12 protein-coding genes are annotated in these 19,869 nt (G+C 41.4%); 9 read left to right on the top strand and 3 right to left on the bottom strand.

From position 1 onward, the window contains the following. Positions 1-10 precede the first annotated feature (10 nt). The gene (locus BLR37_RS20635) at positions 11-334 is read right to left on the bottom strand and encodes a magnetosome magnetite crystal formation protein family (protein ID WP_090771933.1); all 324 of its coding nucleotides are present in this window, start codon (positions 332-334) and stop codon (positions 11-13) included. Between the two features lie 229 nt (positions 335-563). On the opposite strand from BLR37_RS20635, the gene BLR37_RS20630 reads away from it, so the two are divergent. Further along, entirely contained in the window at positions 564-2,423 is a 1,860-nt protein-coding gene (locus tag BLR37_RS20630; protein ID WP_090771931.1) for a helix-turn-helix transcriptional regulator, read from the top strand. Positions 2,424-3,231: 808 nt separating this feature from the next. Then, positions 3,232-3,594, top strand: coding sequence for a hypothetical protein (locus tag BLR37_RS20625; RefSeq protein ID WP_143009634.1), 363 nt, complete (start codon positions 3,232-3,234; stop codon positions 3,592-3,594). A 51-nt stretch (positions 3,595-3,645) separates the two neighbouring features. Here the strand turns inward: BLR37_RS20625 and BLR37_RS20620 are convergent, their stop codons facing one another. Continuing rightward, complete coding sequence (locus tag BLR37_RS20620) at positions 3,646-5,223, bottom strand: sulfatase (protein ID WP_244154721.1); 1,578 nt, start codon at positions 5,221-5,223, stop codon at positions 3,646-3,648. A gap of 381 nt (positions 5,224-5,604) precedes the next feature. Between BLR37_RS20620 and BLR37_RS20615 the strand changes: the two genes are divergently transcribed. The 7 genes from BLR37_RS20615 to BLR37_RS20590 all read left to right on the top strand — a co-directional run bounded on the left by BLR37_RS20615 (position 5,605) and on the right by BLR37_RS20590 (position 19,217). Continuing rightward, positions 5,605-9,531 carry a Dyp-type peroxidase gene (locus BLR37_RS20615; protein WP_090771927.1) on the top strand — a complete coding sequence of 1,309 codons (3,927 nt, stop codon included), beginning with the start codon at positions 5,605-5,607 and terminating at the stop codon, positions 9,529-9,531. A 179-nt stretch (positions 9,532-9,710) separates the two neighbouring features. Then, positions 9,711-9,854: a hypothetical protein gene (locus BLR37_RS25430; protein WP_167356655.1), complete on the top strand. Its 144-nt coding sequence runs from the start codon at positions 9,711-9,713 to the stop codon at positions 9,852-9,854. 435 nt (positions 9,855-10,289) lie between these two features. Next, positions 10,290-10,850 (top strand): RNA polymerase sigma-70 factor, encoded by a 561-nt coding sequence (locus BLR37_RS20610; RefSeq protein ID WP_090771925.1) that lies wholly within the window; start codon positions 10,290-10,292, stop codon positions 10,848-10,850. Positions 10,851-10,917: 67 nt separating this feature from the next. After that, positions 10,918-12,081, top strand: coding sequence for a FecR family protein (locus BLR37_RS20605; protein ID WP_090771923.1), 1,164 nt, complete (start codon positions 10,918-10,920; stop codon positions 12,079-12,081). Between the two features lie 240 nt (positions 12,082-12,321). Continuing rightward, positions 12,322-15,684: a TonB-dependent receptor gene (locus tag BLR37_RS20600; RefSeq protein WP_090771921.1), complete on the top strand. Its 3,363-nt coding sequence runs from the start codon at positions 12,322-12,324 to the stop codon at positions 15,682-15,684. A gap of 12 nt (positions 15,685-15,696) precedes the next feature. Continuing rightward, positions 15,697-17,574, top strand: coding sequence for a RagB/SusD family nutrient uptake outer membrane protein (locus BLR37_RS20595; protein ID WP_244154720.1), 1,878 nt, complete (start codon positions 15,697-15,699; stop codon positions 17,572-17,574). Between the two features lie 137 nt (positions 17,575-17,711). After that, complete coding sequence (locus BLR37_RS20590; RefSeq protein ID WP_090771919.1) at positions 17,712-19,217, top strand: alpha-L-fucosidase; 1,506 nt, start codon at positions 17,712-17,714, stop codon at positions 19,215-19,217. Positions 19,218-19,291: 74 nt separating this feature from the next. Here the strand turns inward: BLR37_RS20590 and BLR37_RS20585 are convergent. Continuing rightward, positions 19,292-19,869, bottom strand: a 578-nt coding sequence (locus BLR37_RS20585) for an IS3 family transposase (RefSeq protein WP_167356654.1), incomplete at its 5' end; no start/stop codon positions are given.

Below are 19,869 nucleotides of genomic sequence, written 5' to 3'. Positions count from 1 at the left end.
TTCTTTTTTACTAGCCTACAAAAGCAAATTTATTTTCAAAAGCCTTACCAATAAGGGGCAAAGGTTTTTCTACGCTGTTGGCTGCATTAATAATACCGATAATCCACAGGATAATAAATACATAACCCACTATACCCAAAAAGGACAATGCAGGTACCGCCATGGCTACAGCGGTAAACACAATATTAAAAATGATACTCACTATACCCAGCCCCAGCGCTTGTCTTAAATGGTACTTGAGTAAACTGTCGGCTTTATCTTTTCCACTAAAATAAGCGACTAACCATCCGATGATGGTAATGTAAGAAATGATGGATAAGGTCTTGTTGTCCATGGTTTGATGTTTTTAAGTTTAAAAATGTTTAAGGCAAAGCTGGGGTAAATGACTTTTTTTTGCAAAGTTTAGCTGGCTACAGAGCATCTACAACTTAAAAAAGCGCGTCTACAATATATCTACAGTTTTATGTAACGTATTGATTATTAATTGTTTTTATTTGTGTTTTGCTTTTGCTTTTCGGCCAGATGTTTGCTCAAGCTATCATCTATATGGTTATTTTTACGATATGAAAACTACCGTTTTTAAAAACATACCCTTTTATTTAGGCAGCTTTATGTGCTGTTTAAGTCTGGCGAGGGCACAAAAACCGGCCGATAGCAGCGCTTTGTTTCGGCTTAGCGAGAAAGACCGCCCTGCATTACTTACCAAACTGGCCGAAAAGGACCGTACCGGTGGCAATTATGCAGCCGCTTTAGTTAAGGCCCAACAAAGTACTGGCCTGGCTTTGAAACACAAGAATTATCTGGAAGCCACAAAGGCTTATTTAATGTTGGCAAATGTTTATGCCAATACTAAACAACTGGCTTTGGCAAAAAAAATGACCGATACCACCTTGGTTATGGCACAACTTGCACACCAGCCACTTGCCATGGCTTACGCCTGTTATGCGCAAGCCTTATTGTACAATGCGATTGATAATACCGAACTGGTAACCAAATATTGCCAGCAGGGGCTAAAAGCTTTGGAGAAAACAGCCGATCCGTATCTTTCGGCTAAAATTTATTACCAGTTATATGCTTTAAATACACGTTGGGATAATGTAGCTAATGTAAACCGTTATGCCAAGGCAGCTACTGTAAATGCACTTCAGGCAAGTGATTATAATTTGTTAAGCAACTGCTATGTTGCGTGCTCGGTTGCAGCTGATTACAATTATGCTGCTTCCAAAAATGAGGTAATGCGCGATAGTATCATTTATTACTTAAACCGGGCTGAGCAACTTTATCAGCAACATGGGCAAGATGTGGCCCGTAAAACCTATGCTATTGTGTGTATTAACAGTGCCGACTATTACGTAAGGTTTTTCCCTGAAACTGATGAGCAAGCGAAAAACAATGCTATCCGCTATGCTGGTATGGCCGAAGAAGTAATGCGCAATGCTGTTAACGGCGAAGAAATAAGGGCCAATGGTTTAGGTATTTTAAGCGAGTTTGCCAAAAGGGACAAGAATATGCCTCTGGTAGAAGCTTATTTACAGCAAGCTTATAGCATCATGAAAAGTCAGGAAACTCCATATTATCCTACACTGATTACCGTTGCAATGGGCTTGGCTGACTTTTACGAACAGCAGGGAGATTTTCAGAAAGCTTTGATATTTCAGCAAAAAATAACCGAATACAATAAGAAGCTCTTTGATCAGAAACAGGTATTAAATGCACAGAAACTGGAAATACAATACGAGTCTGAAAAAAAAAACAATGAGGTTAAATTATTAAAGCAAAGCGAAAAATACGCCCGTCAGCAACAAAATCTGTACATCGGCATTGCCATCGCTTCCTTACTGGGCCTGGTATTTATGTTTCGATCCTATCATTTCAGGTTACGATATTCTATCCAGCGCGAGCGCGAACTGGATTTAGAAAAACAAGAAGCAGAACTACAGGCCAGACTGGAGAAAGAAGAACAGTCGCGGTTAAAAGCCGAGCAACAGTTGTTAGAAAGCCAGCAACAGCAATTACAGAAAGAGATGATGGCCAGTAAACTGCAGTTGGCGCATAAAAAAGAAATGCTTTTTCAGATCAAAGAGCAGCTGGGCACAAACAGTACGCTTAACATTAATAAGATCTGGAACGAGGAACTGTTGCTTGATCATGATTTTGAACAGGCTAAATTTCAGATACAGGAAGTTCATCCCGATTTCTTTACATTACTTATTCAGCAGGCACAACAAAAACTCACAACGCTTGATTTGAAGCTTTGTGCCTACCTACACCTGAATATGGATACCAAAAAAATAGCACAAATTCTGCACATAGAAGCCAAAAGTGTGCGTATGAGCCGGTACCGTATAAAACAAAAACTGGGCTTAAGCAAAGAAGACGATCTTAACCTATTCTTGCAGCACGTAGGTACCAAACAGGTTTAAACAAATCTCTTTTTAAAACAATGTTATTTAAGCTTACGATAACTTAGCAACGTAAATAAAAAAAAGGATGCAGTTGATGAGAAACTGCATCCATAGCTATAAGCTATTCAGGGCAACTCTAAACCCTGATTGATTACCCATCCCGAGGTATATCTCCAGAGCGAAGAATCTTAAATGTTTTTTAAAGCACTGCTGCTAAATCTTCCCTTTGTTTTTTAATTGGTAATAACCCAATAGCGCTCCTGCTATAACCAATATCCAGGTACTGTCTATTTGAAGTTGCATTGGGTTTGTTATTTGTCTGAATTCGGCTCAATGCCAGAATCAAGAATCATTGTCCCAAAACTATTGTAAAATCAAGATGTAGCCTATTTTTTTCTTGCCCATTGTTCATCCAAAATCATGGACGTGATTTTTTTGTGCTGCTGTTTGCGGGATTTGTAGTGTGGAATAAAATATTGTTGAATTGTGGAAAAGCGTGGAATTATTTCCACACTTTTTTAATCCCTGATTTTAGATAAATAGCTAAGCCTGAAAAAAATAAAGGCCCGAAACAGCTGTTATTTGCATTATACAGTTAATAAATGAGCTAATTACTGCGTAAAACTGTGCGTATATGGCTATTGGTGTAATTGTTGTCTTTGTCACCATATCAGCCCTTCACTATTAAATAGCGGTTTCCTGCCGGAAAACGGGGCATTAAAGCAAAGGGAAATAATTTACAACTGCACTGAAAATGCATAGAAAACTGGTTAATCTCAATTCATATCTGACTGTTTGTGGCAATTTAATTGCCCAAAAATTAAATATGCCCATAATAAACAAGTGGTCTGACTCTAATTATATCGTATTATCGGAAGCTGTAATGCGGGAAACCAAAATATACATTAGTAAAAATACACTTAAAAGGGTTTTCGGAAAGTTGAAAACCAAAGAGTCCTACCACCCTCAAATTACAACATTAAATGCATTGGCCATATTTGTGGGTTATCTCAATTGGAACGAATTTAAATCAAGCGAGGCTGCTTCGCTGCATGGGGTACGGAAGACGTTAACTTCCTGGTTTACAAATCCGCAAGGAATATTCGGTAACCTGGTTACAAAACCATTTATTTTTATCTTACTGCTGGTTATGCTTCTGGTAATGGTTATTGTTTTATTATGGCATTGAAAAATATCCCAACGCTTTTATGCCTTTGGGATATTTAGATATCTTCATGTTTTACCGGATAGTCACTTCATCAGGGAAAGGAACTGGCTTTGATGTACTACTTGCTACAGGCATTTGTGCACCACGTTCTTTTAAGGTTTTACCTAAAATGCCAGCCAGTTTTTTAGTCTCGGCAGGATTTGCTGCTGCCAGGTTATTTTTCTCCGATATATCCTTACTCAAATCGTACAATTCTAATTCCTGGTTTCGCATGCGGTAAATCAGTTTCCATTGGCCGTACCTTAGCGCACTATAATAGTTTATGCCTAAAAGCTGCTCATCTTTTTCCTTTTCGTTGGTCCATTTGTTTGGGTAATGGAAAACGAGTGGGCGTTCGGTAAGTTTAACAGCTGGGTTTTTTAAGGTAGGTACCAGGCTTATGCCATCCAGTTTTTGAATCGTTTTATTATTGCGTATGCCTGCCCAATCCAGTATAGTGGGAAAAAAATCATCGATAATTACCGGATTGGCATTTGTACTTTGTGGTTTGGTTACACCTGGCCATTTTACCAGCATCGGCTCGCGGATACCGCCTTCATATACCGAACCTTTTCCCGAACGGAAAGGATAATTGTGCGTATTCACCGGTCCACCACGACCATGCGCGTCCAAGCCACCATTATCGCTCATAAAAACTATAATGGTATTTTCTGCTATGCCCTTTGCTTTAAGGAAATCCATAATATCGCCCAAACTTTTGTCCATACCTTCAATCATGCTGGCATACCTGGCTTCGGCACTATCTAACCCAGCATCATAATATCGCTGCACAAAACGTTTATCGGCCATTAGTGGTACATGTACAGCATAATGTGCCAGATTGAGATAAAAAGGTTCTTTTCTGGCAATAGGCGTTTCCATCGCTTTCTTAGCTTCTAGAGTCAGTGCTTCAGTTAAAAAAGTACCGGTATTATAGTATTCCTGCAAATCGGGCACGGCTTGTGCCTGTGCTTTGCCTGGTAAATTGCCATAGCGTTGCTCGGAAAGATAACTTTGCGGGTGACCTGCCGAGTGACCGGCAATATTAACCATAAACCCCAGGTTGTAAGGGTTTGATCCTGGTGTACCCATTGAGCCCCAATGCGCTTTGCCTACATGAATGGTGTAGTAGCCTGCATTTTTTAATAATTGTGGGAAAGTAGTAGCATAAACTGTGTTTTCGGTTTGCGGAGTGTTGCTTAATCCGTTAATATTCCAGTTTAAAGGACCAAACTGTTCGTCTTTAGCATCTGTTGGTTCATTTTTATTGGGCGATGTCCAGTTGGTGATGTGGGTACGTGCCGTGTTCATTCCTGTAAGCAAGCTTGTTCGTGTGGGCGTACAAACCGGTTGCGCATACGCATTGGTAAATTTCATGCCTTGTTTGGCCAATCGCTCCATGTTGGGGGTATGATATCGCTTGTTTAAGGGCATTGCCTCGCCGCGAAAAGGAACAGAAGTATCCATGATACCCATATCATCTACTAAAAATAAAATGATATTTGGCCTGCTTTTCTTTTGTTGCGCAAAGGTGTTTACACCAGTTAAAAGCAAGAGTATAAAGGCCAATCGCTGTATTATGTTGCTGCTTATTTTAGGAGTTGTTTTCAATTTGGTTAGCTGGTTAACTTGTTGATGAATAGCTGTTAGGTTCTAAGATAAGCTAAATGTTTAATGCAAAACAACGCAAACGTTTGATCAATTTATTAGATGACTAATGTTGCTTTCATTATCGAAATTTCCGTCGGATTTCCGGCAGCTGAGCCCGTGGATTAAAAATGGATTTAGTTGGTAATTAGTGATTTATGTCGACGGTTTTAAGTGCGGTTCTGCAGAAGTAGATGTAAGGGCCGTGATAGTAGATGTGTAGTTAAAAATAGGGTGATTATACGGTGTAAAAATACATCGAAATATGGTTACTTAGTAGATCGCTAAATCTTAAGTTAAAGAGCAGGCAAAATTAACCATCTATAAACATAAACATCTCTTAAAATGAACACCTTAAAACTTGAAGAAAGACTCGACGAAGTGTGGAAACATTGTCAGCGTGGATTAGTGTACCCATCACCATTTGCCATTTTTACCACCTTCTGGACTAATGCACCCGTAAGCCGGCCGCAATTAACCGAACTGATGGCTGCAGTACGGAAAGAAATTAATACCAACGAAGTATTGGCCAACAGAAATACTTCGGTAGTACTGGGTATTTCTTTTAAAAACTGGGCCAATATCTGTAAAAAAGAAGGACTAACCTTACCGCTGGGCATGCGCCTTAATTTCCCAACCAAAGATGATCCTTTTACCTCTGATGTTTTCGACGCCTCGAAAGGGGTTTTTGATGATACGGATGGCGATCTTTGGTTTCACATTAAAAGCGATAGCAAGCAGGCCTGCGAGGTTGTACTCGATTTTCTGACCAACGGACTTAAAGGGGTAACCAAACATTATTTTGCGCAAGATGCGGCTTCTAAATCCAACCAAAAGGATGGCAATAAAGGTAAGGTACTGGGCTGTCGTTTTTCCGAAAACCTCAACAATCCGTCTGACCCGATCACCATAGCCAAACATACTTTAATTGGTGGCGAAGACATTAGTCACCTGGGTGGATCGTTTGTACTGGCACAGCGATTTATTATTAACTGGAACCAGATCAACATGATGACAGAAGACCAGATTGAAGACCTGATTGGCCGCAAAACTGATGATACCATTATTCCCGACCGCGATTCGCGTAGCCACATTAAATCGGCCCGGATACAGGACGCACATGGGAATACCACACCAATCCTGCGTTTAGGTTTACCTTTTGGCAGAGCTAAACAATCATCAGTTGGTTTTAGGGCACCTAAATCGGTTACTGTTTCTGATGAGGAAGGTATTTACTTTGCCGGTTTTGCCAAGGAAGCAGGTATTCTCGAAAACATCATGAGCAACCAGGTTGGTGGCGATAAAGGCTTTATGAACGACCGTTTGTTCAATCACCTTAAATCTGATCTGGGTGGTATTTTTTACATCCCAAGCGTAGATGATTTGGGGCTTGATATACATCCCGATTACAGCAATAACTTCTCGTTTATGGAAAAAGGCGATTGGTCTAAATTTCCAGGGGTAGACTGGACACGTTTAGACCGTCATTATCAGGATGCATCTAAAAACGGTCTGATGTACTACAACCATCAGAATTATCTTTTTGCCATGTCGACTGGTATTAACCGCCACAACCACTATTTTAAAACCCCTAGCAACCGTATCCTGAGTCTGCTCGAAAATATTTTTTCTTTATGGCAGGACAACTGGTATTTTAACCGCAAGCAGGAGGAAATTAAAGAAGACCTGGCACATTACATCAAAGCTTACGAGGGCAGCGATAAACCGGCCGACATCATGAAAGAATCGATCATGATCAGAAAGGGCTGGGCAGTACGCATGAGCCTGCAGTTATTCAGCTCGGCCGATTACGGTTTCAGGGGACGTAAAATCAGGTTTCCTGATGGTTCGCTACACCCTTATTCCGCTTTTATCGAAGCTAAAGGCGAATGTGTGTACGGATCGGATACCTACCGCATTTCGCCCGAAGAGATTATTGTAGGTGCTATGCCAAACCTGTCGCTGGGCGAAGGACGTTATGTAATGAAATACCTTTCAGAAACGGAGCGTATGGATGGCTTTTTAAGCAACCTGAGTGAAGCATCGGGAGTAGGGCACGTAATTCCGCACTACGAAAAAGCCTTGCAAAAAGGTTTACAGCAAATGAAAACCGAGGTATTGGCTTACGAGCATAAGGCCACAACTGCTGAGTTGAAAGACTTTTACCGTTCTTCATATTTATCGTTGCAAGGCATTACCGAATACATTCAGAACTACGAAAAGCTGGCACGGGAAACTGCTGCAAAAATGGCCGAAGGGCAGGCCTGGGAAAAAGCCAACCTGCTGGCTATTGCCGCAAGGATGAAAAAACTGGCTAACGATAAGCCCGATACTTTTGTAGAAGCGGTACAGTTTATTTTTACCCTGCACACCTGTTTGCACTTAAACGGCGAGCCTACCGCAATTGGTCGTATGGATCAGCTGTTGCAGCCTTTTTATGAAAAGGATGGTATTTCTGAAGATGAAGCACAGGAAATTATCGATGCTTTTTACATTAAATTGGATGAGAAAGTACAGCAGAACCGTATTTTTATGGAAGATCATCAGCCTTTTGGCAACCTGGCCATGGGTGGTGCCTCTGGTCCGTACCCGCAGGGCGCTTCTTTAGGTCAGTGGATTCAGCAAATTACCGTAGGCGGAACCATTGCCGATGGCACTACAGATTTTGCTGCCAGCAAACCAGCCTATAACGATATAACCAAACTGTTTATCCGCGCCTCGGGCAGGTTACCTTTAAATGCACCTTGTCTGTCGTTGCGTACCCGTAAAGATATTCCCAAAGAAATACTCGAAGAAGCGGCCCATGCTGTCCTCTCAGGCGGTGCACATCCGATTTTGCTTAACGATGAGAAAATTATCGAAGGGCTTTACCGCAGTGGTGATCATGTAGGAGGCGAATTGAGTCATAACAATAAAAACTGGAATTCGGCAGTTTCCATGCAATCGGCACAGAATTATGCCTGCGATGGTTGCTACGAGCCACAGTTTCCGGGCGAGAACTGGTTTTCGCTGGGTGGCTTTTCTACCTTACAGCCGCTGGAGTGTGCTTTAAACCAGGGACGTACCTATTCATCGGCCGGGCAAGCCTACCTGTTCGGACAAAATGTATCGCTTAATTCCAAACCTGCCGATCAGATCAAGAGCTTTGATGAGCTGGTAAGGATTTATTTCCAGCATTTTGAACTGTTAAACCGTAAAGCCTTTAACGGACAGCTCATGGGCTTTGGTGCCAACACCAAATTCTGCCCTTCGCCAATATTAAACGTATTGATGGACGATTGCCTGGCCCGTGGACTTGATTTTTATAGCGGTGGTACCAAATACAATATTTACGGACCTTGTTACATCTCGCTAAGTTCGGCCATTAATTCATTATACGCCATTAAAGTAATGGTGTTTGACGATAAAAATGCGGTTACCACATTGCCCGAGTTGTTGGAATGTTTGTGCTGCGACTGGGGATATAAAATGACCGAGCCCTTTATCAGTACACTGGCCGGCGAATCGCGCATTACCAGCCGTTCCGATCGTTTTAAACGTCTGCGCGAAATTGCTTTAAGCCTGCCGCGTTATGGCAGAGGACATCACGAAATTGATGCCTTTGGCGATACTATCGTGGGTGGAATTGCTAAAATTTCAGTAGAGACTTTTACCAAACCACTGCCGCAAATGTACAGCGCTTTGCAAAACCTCGCTGTACGTTACGGTACAGAAGAGCATCCTTTTGGTATTCAGATTCAGCCGGGGGTGGGTACATTCGAAAACCACGTAGAAATGGGTGCCTGGAATGGTGCGAGTGCAGATGGACGTAGATTGGGTACTGCTGTAGCTTCCGATTTGAGCGCAGCACCAAGTCCGATGGATTTACCGGTAGAACATCAATATGCAGGTTTCGAAGCTTCATTAGCTGGTTTTGAAGGAGAAGGCACTGATCTGATGACCGATGGTGCACCAACCGATTATAATGTGAATGAAGATTTTCCGGCAGAGAGAATCGTACGCGTTATGCAGCAATTCGCCCAAGGTCATTCATCCAATATTTTAACTATTACAGTAGCAAGCCCTGATACCTATAGCCAGGCTGTAGGCTCGCCAGAGCAGTTTAACCTGCTTAGGGTAAGGACAGGAGGTTGGTCTAACTTCTTTACTTCGGTGTTCCCGCTTACACAGGATCAGCACCGCAGAAGGCCGGTTTCTACACCAGAAGTGATGGAAAAGAAAGAGGGAGATATCAGTAAATGTCCGTTCCACCATAAAATGGCAGAAGGATAAAATTGAATAATAGGTAGGTGGGAGCCAAGCTTACCACCTGCCTTTATTTTGTTCCTTTTAACATTCAGCTTTAGTCCTCTTTAGGGTAGATTTCTCCGCTAAGGTTTAAATGATGATCTGTTTTGGCCTTTTCCTTTTAAGCTTTACCTATAGCGCTAGTATTTTATAGGTTATATCAGATGAAATATATTAAACTATTACCGGTAGTTGGGATGCTGATTCTGGTAATTGCCTATTTTAATGAACGTAAATTTTCCCGGTTGCTCGCCTGTGACCGGCTCAATGGCTTTAAGGTTGAATCCTATTCAGGTACAGTTGCATAGAAATTTATTGATCAGGGAAATCATAGAACAAAAACGGTAATACTGGAAAATGGAAAAAATATTTATTTTGCAAGTGATACTTCTCATTTTTACGAAAAGGTTTCTATGTTTTTGCTGAAGCAGAAAATCGCCAAACGATTCGCTTCACTGCTAAAATTCAGGTTAGGTTTCTTTTCATCCGGAGAGTTTTTTTTAAAGGGAAAAATCTTAAAGAAATAGAACTGATTGATGATAAGTATTAATGGGTTAAATATTCACGCTTGGTCTTTCAGCTTTAGTCTTTAAATATCTCATTTGATTTTGATCCTAGCTTAATTATTATAAATTTGCTGTGACCAAATACATTAACTCAATACCATACTGGCGGAAATCCCTTTATTTATATTCAATTCCAATTTTTGTGTAACCAATTTGACTATCCCATAATAGATAAGCATGTTCAGTAAAAACGGCGAAGATGTTGTTGATGTTTTGCAACCAGAGCAGCTTTTTAAGGGGCTTTACCGGCGTTTATACGATTTTGCGTATTACCTTTTAAAGGATAAAGAACTGGCTGAAGATGTGGCACAGGATGCTTTCGTGGTTTATTTAGAGCAGCAGGAAAGTATCGCAGCCAATTTCAATGCGGTAAAATCATTTTTATACACAACCGTAAAAAATGCCTGTTTAAATAAAATCAGACACAATAATGTGGTTGATGTTTATCATAAAAACAATCCCCTGGATATTTATTCTGATCCGCAGATTCTGGAAAGTATTATTCATACCGAGATTATTGCTGAAATTTATGATCAGATCAATGCCCTTCCGCCAGGATGTGCTATGGTAATCAGATATGGCTATTTAGAAGGATTAAGCAACAGCGAAATTGCCAAGCTGATGAATATTAGCATAAATACCGTTAAAAGTCAGAAAAAACGTGCCTTATCTTTAATGAAAATCCACCTTGGTAAAGCTGCAATGGCACTTTTTACGGTCATGTATCTCCACCATTAATTTTTTTAAAATATTTTCCATCCTTTTTTGCCCTTCAGGTTTCTTAGTTATATAGCCAATATAAACGATGAAAGAAGAAGCCTTTGAATTGTCAGCATTAATTTCCGGATATCTGCTTTGTACCTTAACCCCTCAAGAGGAGGAGCGATTGAAGTTACTATTGGCAGCTGATGAAGAAAGGTATAGGATATTGGAAGCTTACCGTGCTGCCGAGCCCACTGCAGCGCGTCTGTCCAACATGGATAGTGTGGATGTAGATCAGGCCTGGCACAAGGTTAATAACCGTTTTCAGACACCTCAGGTTGTTCAACGCAAGAACCGGTATGGATGGCTTAAATATGCCGCTATTTTGATTGCAGTTATTGGAGTTTTTCTTTTCTATTTTAATTTAAATAAAGCTGATCCGGGAATTGTGGCTGATATTACTAAGACCTACCAGAACGATGTTTTGCCAGGTACCCAAACCGCTAAACTGATTCTTTCGGATGGAACCCAAATAACCTTAGATAAAGAAAAGCAGATAATCGGTGATGAAAAAGGAACCACTATTGTGAGTAATCAGGGGGAAATCAGTTATGGTCAGTCGGCCACCAATGCGCTTGCAGCTACAAAATTCAATACGCTTATTGTACCTAAAGCCGGTACTTATAAAGTAACCTTGCCTGATGGTTCAAAAGTTATGTTGAATGCGATGTCTGAACTGGAATTTCCGGTTAGTTTTGCAGACAATGAGCGGTTGGTAAGCTTAAAGGGCGAAGCCTATTTCGAAGTAGCAAAAGATGCTGCCCGTCCCTTTAAAGTAAAGCTTAACGGGTCGGAAGTTGAAGTTTTAGGTACCCATTTTAACGTCTCAGCCTATAACCAAACTGCCAAAACCACACTTTTAGAAGGTTCAGTTAAGGTAAGAAACGGAGAAAGTAGTAGTATCCTCGTTCCCGGAAAACAGGCATTGTCTGATCAGCAGAACATTGTAGTTGCAAAAGGTGATCTAGATAAAGCCGTGGCTTGGTGTAAAGGCGATTTCTATTTCAGTAATGATGCACTGGAGCCCGTTTTGACTGAAATAAGCAGATGGTACGATTTAAAACTCATTTATAAAACTAAAATACCAGAAATCCATATCACTGGGCATGTAAGCAGAAAGGCTAAGTTAAGCGAGGTACTGGATATGCTTAAAGATGTAAGTAACCGCTCTTTCGGTATAGAAGGCCGCAACCTGATTATCAATTAACCAAATATAAACCAAACCGAAAAAATATGATGTAAAAGCAGACAGAACCATCCATGTCTGAAAAAATGAATACCGGAAGTGTACCACCACCTCCGGTAAGTAATTCAGACACGAAAAAACAGTGTAAAACCGAACTTATTTCTCTAACCTAAATCAAACGAAAGTATGAATTTCTTTTGTCACAGACAAAATATTGCCCATCGGGAAGCAATTTCCGGTATACCTATAGTGATCAGAATTATGAAACTTATTACCCTTTTAATCTTTGTGCTTCAGATTGGTGTATTCGCCAAGGGAAGGGCACAGCAGGTTAATATTTCGGTAAAAAATGCGGAACTAAAAACTGTTTTTGCCGAGTTGAATAAACAGACCAGTTACCGGTTTCTTTATAACGAAGAAATCATCCAAAAGGCTTTTCGGGTTACCTTTAAAGTAAGCAATGCCGATATCAATACCGCCTTAAGTAAAGCTTTGCAAGGCTCGGGTTTAGGGTTCAGGATTCACGGAGAAACCATCACCATTTTAGAAACAGCTAAAATAAATCCAATTGCCCTAAAGGTCTTAACCATTACCGGAACAGTAAAAGATACCTCGGGGCTTGCATTACCGGGTGTTACGGTACAGGTTAAAAATAAACCTACTATCGGCACTGCTACTGATGGAAACGGTGCCTTTGTATTAAAAGGAGTGCCGGAGGGGGCGGTACTTGTTTTTAGTTTGTTAAGCTACAAGAGTCAGGAACAACCGCTAAATGGTCGTACAGTGATCAACGTGGTGCTTAAAAACGATGAGGCTAACCTGAGTGATGTGGTCGTGGTTGGCTTTGGTAAACAAAAAAAGAGTAGCCTGGTTAGTTCAGTAGCTTCGGTAAAGGGCGATGCATTGCGCGTACCCACGCGCAGCTTAACCAATGCCATTGCAGGCCAGGTGCCAGGTATTATCGCTATTCAGCGATCGGGAGAACCGGGTTATGATAATGCCGAGTTCTGGATCAGAGGGGTAAGCTCTTTTGCAGGTGGAACCAATCCGCTGGTACTGGTTGACGGGATACCCCGCGCTATGACCGATATTGAGCCCGATGAAATTGAAACCTTTAACGTATTGAAAGATGCCGCGGCTACTGCGGTATATGGGGCTGAAGGCGCTAATGGTGTAATTTTAATTACTTCTAAACGTGGTATAGTACAAAAAACAAAAATTACTTACCGCGGCGAGTATACGCAGAATAAACCCACCAGGCTCCCCGAGTTTATGGACTCGTACGATTACCTTTTTGCCTACAATGAGGCCTTGAGGAATGAAGATAGTCCAGTGTTTAAAACAGATGAACAACTGGCTTTGTATAAAAACGGAACAGACCCTGATTTATATCCGAATACCAAATTCCTGGATGTTATGCTTAGGGATAATACCTTTAATACCCGCCATACTTTAAATTTCAGGGGTGGAGGTGATATCGCTAAGTTTTTTGTTTCCGGGGCCTATTATCAGGAAAACGGGATTTTTAAATCCAATCCCAACAATATTTACGATAATAATTTAGGTCTTAAGCGTTATAACCTGCGCAGCAATATCGATTTAAATGTGACCAAAACAACCATTTTGGGGGTAGATTTGAGCGGACAGTATCTTTTAACCAATTACCCCGGTACCGGAACTGCAGCCATATTTTCGAGGATGATGGGCGTGCCCGGTTATCTCTTCCCGGCCGTTTATTCTGATGGCACCATAGCCGGTCACCCTGGTATTCCAAGTAGTAACAGGGTAAACCCATATAATTTATTAATGGAGTCTGGTTATGCCAAAGAGTGGAGAACAAGTTTGCAATCCAAATTATCATTAGATCAGAAATTAGATTTTATAACCAAAGGATTGAGCTTTAAAGGCATTGTTAGTTTCGATGCTACCATGAACTATTACATGAACAGGCTAAAATCGCCTAAACAATTCAATGCAACCTCGCGCGATGCCAATGGAAAACTAATCTATGTTCAGGTTGGAAATCCTGAAACCACTTTGGGCGAGCCTGTAGAAACAAGCAACGGCCAAAAAAATATCTATTTAGAGAGTTCATTAAATTATAACCGGGTTTTCGCAAACGACCACACCGTTGGTGCCATGTTGTTAACCTATCAAAAAGAGGCGCAGCAACAAGGTGAAGCCCTGGCCTTTAAAAAGCAAGCCTACGTAGGCCGGGTAACTTACAATTATGCCAACCGATATTCAATAGAAGGGAATTTTGGTATTACCGGTAGTGAAGCTTTTTCACCCGAAAACCGGTTTGGGTTTTTCCCTGCAGTAGGTGGTGCCTGGTTTGCCAGCAATGAGCCTTTTTATCCCGAAGCACTGCGCAAAGTAGTATCATCATTAAAATTCAGGGCATCTGTGGGGAAAACAGGTAACGATAATACCGGTGGGGCAAGGTTTCTTTACCGCGGTACCTACACCACTGGCACAACCGGGTATCCGATCGGAATTGGTGGCACCGGCTCTCTGAATGGTCTAAATGGTATTGTAGAAGGACGTTTTGAAGCACCCGATTTAACCTGGGAGATTGAAAACAAAAGGAATTACGGAATAGATATCGAATTTTTTAAAGGAGCTGTCGATTTTTCTGTCGATTATTTCAATAACCTGCGTTCCAGTATTTTATTGCAACGCCGCACCGTTTCGGGCGTTACCGGATTCAGGCAGTCGCCATGGCAAAACTTTGGTTCCGTAGCTAACAAAGGGATGGATGGATCAGTTAACATTAAACAAAATATTGGCGAGCTGAAATTAACAGCAAGGGGTAATTTAACTATTGCCAAAAATAAAATACTTGAGATTGATGAGCTGCCACAACCTTATCCCTGGATGAACCAAACCGGTACAAGCATAGGGGAGTGGAATTTGTATACCGCCGATGGCTTACATACCGATAATGATTTCACCCTGACTACCGATGCGGCAGGAAAACGCACCTATACCTTAAAACCAGGATTGCCGGTAAGCACCCTGGGGGGAGTAGTTAGGCCCGGTGATATTAAATACAAGGATTTAAACGGTGATGGGAAGATTGATAATTTCGACCGCAGTTACTATACAGGCAGCAATCCTGCAAACCCGGGCATTGTGTATGGCTTCGGCCTCAATGCCGAGTATAAAGGCTTTTATGGAAGTATCTTTTTTCAGGGCGTAGCCAAAACCTCAACCGTATTTGGCCAAAACGCTGCAGGTAACTTTTTCCCGTTTGCTTTTGGTGTAGAAGAATCAAATTTAAGGGCTGAAGTGGCAGACAGGTGGACAGAAGCTAATCCCAGCCAAAATGTAATGTTCCCAAGGTTACATTCTATCAGTTTTGCAAACAATCAGGTAGCAAGCACCTGGTGGCTGCGTGATGCCAGTTTTATACGTTTAAAAAATATTGAACTGGGGTATCGTTTCCCTAAAAAAATGCTGCGGAAAATTGGTTTCGAAACCGGCAGGATATATTTAATGGGTAACAATATAGCCGTTTGGGATAGCATTAAAATGTGGGATCCTGAGATCGGCAATGCCAATGAAGGGCTAAATTATCCTATTCCACGTTCGTACACCATTGGCATTGAGTTTAATTTATAATCCAAAGAAGAAATGATGAAATCAAAAATATATAAAGCCCTGTTGTTATGCTGCATAATCATCAGTATGGGTTCCTGCAGTAAAAACTATTTAAATGTATCTGATGAATTAGCCGGTCAGCTTACACTCGACCAGATTTTTTCTACACCGGCTAATGCACGTGCCTTTCACCGCAATATTTTTGCAGGTATTGGCACTTCATCGGCAATGGTTTTTCAGTTATCTACTACAGCCGTTAGGGGAGTAGACAACCCGTGGCCAGCTTTTACCGATGAAAACAGAAATCAGCAAGGCGCTTTCAGGGTAGAACCACCTGCTGGTTTTAATGCTTCAAGTGCACCCTTTAGTCGCTGGGATTTATACCTGTATATCCGCCAGGCCAATGTTTTTATGGCCAATGCTAAAATTATACCCCGTGTTGGTGGCACTTCATCCGGTGGTACCGTTGCCGATGCCATTGAAGAGCCTGAATACAAAAAACTAATGGCACAGGCCAGGTTTTTAAGGGCCTATTATCACTATTTGTTATTCGAACTGTATGGGCCGGTTCCGATTATGGATAAGACCGTTAACCCAAACGATGCCGATCTGGATTTTGAGCGCAACAGTGTAGACGAAGTAGTTAATTTTGTGACTAAAGAGATGGATGCGGTAGCACCTGATCTGGATGAATATATTTCCCTAACTGATATCAATAATCTTGGCTTACCAACTAAAGGTGTTGCGCTGGCAGTAAAGGCCAAAATACTGGTTCTGGCCGCAAGCCCATTGTACAACGGAGGTTTTGCTGAAGCCATGGCCTTAACCAATAAAAGTGGTAAAAAACTGTTCCCGGCAAAAGATGATAACAAATGGCAAAAGGCAGTTAGTGCACTTCAGGATTTTATTAATTTCTCGGTGGGTAAATATGATTTGTACCGCGAATTTACGGCTGGCGTTTTAGATCCCGATAAATCTATTTATCAGTTGTTTCAGGCCATGAACAGTGAAGTAATCTGGGCAAGCGGTAACGAAGCTTACGGGAGTATTTCTTCCGGAGATGGTATGGTGCGCCGGGCAACCCCACGCAGTCAGGGTGGCTACGGAAATGTTGGACCTACCCAGGAATTGGTAGATGCCTTTTTTATGAAAAACGGTAAATCCATTAACGATCCGGGATCGGGTTACAGTGAGGTAGGTTTTTCTACCGTAACCGAGGTGCCTGCAGGAAGATCGGAAGCCGGAACTTTTAACATGTATGTAAACCGCGAACCCCGTTTTTATGCTTCGATTGTTTATCATGGAAAAAGATGGCCGGTAACCAATGCGCTGATTAAGTTCACCAAAGGGAATGGTAACGACATTGCTTCTAACTATTCGATTACCGGCTACAACATGTACAAACGTTTAAACAGAACAGTAAGCCAGTCGGTAACCACGGCACCGAAAACTTTTTACCGCCCTTCTTTTATCTTTCGCCTGGCAGAATTTTACCTTTTATATGCCGAAGCATTAAATGAAGTTAATCCGGCCGACCCTAAAATTGCACAGTATGTAGATCTGGTTCGCGAACGTGCAGGTATTCCAAAATGGAGTGTAAGTAATCCGGCTATAATTGGCAACCAGGCTTTGCAGCGCGAGGCCATCAGAAAAGAAAGCCGGGTAGAACTTTGTTTTGAAGGACAGCGGTATTTTGATGTGCGCAGGTGGATGATTGCCGAAAATGCTTCGGGGCAAGGCGCACAGGGAGGGCCTTTTTATGGTATGAACGTTGGGGCCGAAACCGATGCCGATTTTCTTAAACGTACACAATACGAGACCAGGGTATTTACCCGTGCCTATTATTTATGGCCTATTCCACTGGCAGAAATTCAGAAAAGCACCAAACTGGTTCAAAATCCTGGATGGTAAACCGGGGCAGACTTTGAAGCCAGCTATAACAATCTTTAAAATATGCGCTCTTTAAAGGCAGCAGCAGAATTGCTGTTGCTTTTATGCATAAATTTATAACCTCAAATTGAGTTTATCCAATACAACCAACAACACAAATGAAAAAGATTATTTTTTTAATTTCCCTGCTCTGCACGCAGGTCTATGCACAAAAAAGCATTGTTAGCCTTTCGCCAGACGATAGTGAAAGCACCATCATTACCAAGGCTGCCAATGTAACCCCCTCGCCACGGCAGTTGCGCTGGCAAATGCTCGAGTTAACGGCTTTTTTTCACTTTGGTATTAATACTTTTACCGATAGGGAATGGGGCGATGGCAAGGAAGATATCAGGGCTTTTAATCCCGCGCAATTAGATGCCGAACAATGGGTTAAAGCCATAAAGGAGGCTGGTTTTAAGCAGGCCATTATTACCGCCAAGCACCACGATGGTTTTTGCTTATGGCCAAGTAAGTTTACGGAGCACAGCATCAAAAATACACCATACAAACAAGGTAAAGGCGATATTATAAAAGAAGTAGCCGATGCCTGCAGAAAATATAACATTGGTTTTGGTGTTTATTTATCGCCCTGGGACCGCAATAATGCTTTGTACGGAACTGATGCTTACAATACTTATTTTGTTAACCAGTTAACTGAACTGTTAACCCAATACGGTAAGGTAGATGAGGTTTGGTTTGACGGCGCAAATGGCGAAGGCCCTAATGGCAAAAAGCAGGTATATGATTTTAATAGCTGGTACACCTTAATCAGGAAATTACAACCACAGGCGGTTATTGCTGTGCAGGGGCCTGATGTACGCTGGGTGGGTACCGAAACTGGCGTTGGGCGCGAAACTGAATGGAGTGTGTTGCCTATGGGCGAGCAGAGCCAGGAAAAAATTGCTGCTTTATCTCAAAAAGATGTAAATGTGATCCCAACCTTAACCGGATCGTACAAAGATCAGGATCGTGGCAGCCGCAGTAAACTGGCCAATGCAAAAGGTTTGGTATGGTATCCGGCCGAAACCGATGTGAGTATCCGTCCGGGATGGTTTTACCACAGCAATGAAGATGCAAAAGTAAAAATGCCCGCTAAACTAATGGATATCTATTTCACTTCGGTAGGCAGAAACGGTGTTTTGCTTTTAAATATTCCACCAGATAAAAAAGGGCTTATTGCCGAAAGTGATGTTAAAAACCTGGCTGCTTTTGGACGCAAAATGAAAAGTACGTTTAGCCACAATATTGCTCAGACGGCAACCGCTACATCAACAACTGGCAAAGGTTTAAAAGCCATGTTTGATGGTAAATTAAATACCTATTTTACTACTACAGGTAAAGATACTACTGCTACTATCCAGTTAAACTGGACCAATAATGCAACTTTTAATGTACTTGCTTTACAAGAAAACATAGCCGTGGGGCAACGTATTGAAAAGTTTGAAGCTGAGTATTTTGATGGTAAGCAGTGGAAGAATTTTGCAATGGGCACTACAGTAGGCTACAAACGTTTGCTGAAGTTTAATGCCGTTACCACTAAGCAGGTGAGGTTTAAAATATTGGCTTCGCGGTTAAACCCTACATTAGCCGAGTTTGGTTTGTATCTTTTGGATGAGAAAGGGTAACTGATAGGATGCATATCAAAAAGAGGACAGTTGTATTTGTGAAGTGCACCCCAAAAGTTGGACGAAATTAGCAATTAATTATTAATGTGATGAGCTCGATATTTTATCGGGCTCATTCCTTTTAGATTGAGTTTTATTCGATCGTTATTATAGTATTCAATGTAATTTTTTATATCCTGTTTAAGTTCATTGATTGCACTGTACTTATTAAGATAGAATAGTTCCGACTTTATGATGCCAAAGAAATTCTCAATAATGGCATTATCCAGGCAGTTACCTTTTTTGGACATGCTCTGCCTAATGCCTTTCTTTTTCAGCATTCGCTGATGTTCTTTCATCTGATATTGCCATCCCTGATCAGAGTGTAAAATCAGGTTTGTGTTCCTATTTATCTTTTTGAACGCATCTTTCAACATAAGGGATACCTGTTCAAAATTTGGAGACTCAGATAAGTTATAGCTGAGAATTTCCCCATTAAATAATTCTATGATTGGAGATAGATACAGTTTTTTATCCCCCACTTTGAATTCTGTAATGTCGGTGGCCCACTTCTGGCAAGGTTGTGCTGAATTAAAATCTCGATTCAATAAATTGGGTGCAATTTTTCCTAACTCACCCTTATAGGATCTGTATTTCTTTCTCCTGATCAAGG

Origin of the sequence: Pedobacter soli, from assembly GCF_900101435.1 — a bacterium.
GTDB classification, from domain to species: Bacteria; Bacteroidota; Bacteroidia; order Sphingobacteriales; family Sphingobacteriaceae; genus Pedobacter; species Pedobacter soli.
The sequence above is the reverse complement of the archived record's forward strand: the minus strand, read 5'-3'. Positions and strand labels throughout refer to the sequence as shown.